The organism is Vibrio sp. 99-70-13A1 (genome assembly GCF_013114625.1).
Lineage (GTDB): Bacteria > Pseudomonadota > Gammaproteobacteria > Enterobacterales > Vibrionaceae > Vibrio.
In genome coordinates this window covers 1-2,262 of record NZ_VTXD01000082.1, presented here as the reverse complement: position 1 = coordinate 2,262, position 2,262 = coordinate 1, and the positions used below count along the sequence as shown (strand labels likewise).

Here is a 2,262-nt window from a genome sequence, read left to right as displayed (position 1 = left end):
AAAACCATTGTTGTCGATTTTCTAACGAAAATGGGGACTCTTCAAAACGTGCATTTGTATGTTCAATATAGAAATTAAAAATATCAGTGATACCCGCTACATCCGACAATTTTCCTGTTCTAATGTTCACGTAAAATCCTTTTCTATGCGTGCTTTATAACGCCGCGTTAAGTGGTGAACAACGCGACCACCTAACCTAAAGCATTGTGCCGTAAACACTTAAGCTGATTCAAAACCAAAATGCCAAGCGTTGTGAATCCGTCTTAAACGCTTTGTTATATGCTTTCTTCCTCGAGGTATTTCCCAAACCCTTCAAATAATCCAAGAAACCGCAGAGGTTTTACTGTTACTTCATCATATGACGAAACTAGTCTTTCATGATTAATAAACTTCGCCACTATGTACACTGACCTTTCATCCAGCATAGTTGTTCCATAAGGAGGAGCTACTTGGTCGGCTCCATAAACCACTGATTGCGATCTGATTACTTCAACTTTTGCCTCGATCATCGATTTAGCCTCGAAATCAGTTACCCCGTAAAAGAACGATACTGGTAATGGACCTGATACATTTCCCGACTTTATACATAACGTTTTATATAATTCTGTTGAAAAGTCATCTACCAAGCGATTAGCTTTTAGTACTAACTCGGGAAAGTTATTTTCGTAACTACTCTTTTCAATACTAATGAGAAGAGAGTTTATACCCAATATTGCTCTAGCTGCTTGAATCCACTCAACTCGAATATTTTTAGGCTTTCCATCATCGAATAGACAAGCTCGAATTGAGTTAATTTGTTCAACGATTTCGTCCACTTCGGCGACGGTACGCTTATAAACCCTATCGATGTTTGAATTTTGAGACACCTGAATGATTGCCAGTATCGCAGCCATAGCCCCCCCAGTGGAAAGAAAGGGAACTAATACGTTAAAAACTTCACTTACATTCATTTTATTATCTGTAGCAATAGCCAATATAATTGCGCCCAAATAGAACCCTACAAACAACATTGCAACATCTCTAACATTGATTCTCATTACTACTCCATTGCATATAACGCCCAATTAAGTAGCTGACAACGCTACCAATACACTCAAATTTACCACCTGAATCACCGAAGCTAAACCGAGTTGAAAATGCCACGCGTTGACAGTCTGCTTGAATTGCTTGTTATATTTTACATCAATAGGTTGATTTGCTTGATAAAGAATTGCGATGTTAACTTGGCTTTTTAACCCAACTCACGCGTTGTAATTAAAAGTGACACCTAAAAACAGAACATCACTTCAATAGAAAGAAAATCAGATATTCACCGTTAAAACCAAACAAAGAATAAAACCGAAACCTTCCAATTTATCAGCAGTTTAAAAGCCCGAAAAGAAACCTCTCTGACGCGACTTTAAGCCAGTTACACTTTCAGACAACGCGACTCAAACCCAAAAATGAAGCACCCAAAAGCATTGGTATGTTTTACGACTGAATAGAGTTTGAACCTTGATAACGCGATTTTAAACTGCTGAAATTAGCTAAACTTGATAGCCCGAGAAGACAACAAAAAAAACCACTTCACATTGAATTTAAGACACTGATTTAAAATAAAATATAACGCCCAATTAAGTAGCTGACAACGCTACCAAATACACTCAAATTTACCACCGTATTCACTGAAGCTAAACCGAGTTGAAAATGCCACGCGTTGACAGTCTGCTTGAATTGCTTGTTATATTTTACATCAATAGGTTGATTTACTTGGCAAAGAATTGCGATGCTAACTTGGTTTTTTAACTCAACTCACGCGTTGTAATTGAAAGTGACACCTAAAAACAGAAAACCATTTCAATAGAAAGAAATTAGTTATTCACCGTTAAAACCAAACAAAGAATAAAACCGAAACTTTCCAGTTCACCAACAATTAAAAGCTCAAAAAACAAAAATCATCAACGCGACTCAAACGCAAAATGAAGCACCAAAAAATATTGGAATGCTTTACAACTGAAGAAAGTTTGAAACTTGATAACGCGATCTTAAACTGCTGAAATTGGCTAAACTTGATAGCCAGGGAAGACAACAAACAATCCACTTCACATTGACTTTAAGACACTGATTTAAAATAAAATATAACGCCCAATTAAGGTGTGAGCCACGCTACCACCACACCCAATTTGGACACCGTAAACACTAAACTAAACCCAAACCAAAAATGCCAAGCGTGGGGAATCACGCTTAAATTGTTTGTTATGTTGAGGCTACTCGCCTATCTTC

Annotated in this window: 1 protein-coding gene and 1 pseudogene; both read right to left on the bottom strand. The window is 37.2% G+C overall.

Translation table 11 applies throughout. From position 1 onward, the window contains the following. Window positions 1-130, bottom strand: a pseudogene (locus F0226_RS22235) (GNAT family N-acetyltransferase); the annotation flags it as partial. A gap of 145 nt (window positions 131-275) precedes the next feature. Next, window positions 276-1,037, bottom strand: coding sequence for a hypothetical protein (locus F0226_RS22230; RefSeq protein WP_171737670.1), 762 nt, complete (start codon window positions 1,035-1,037; stop codon window positions 276-278). Window positions 1,038-2,262: the final 1,225 nt, after the last annotated feature.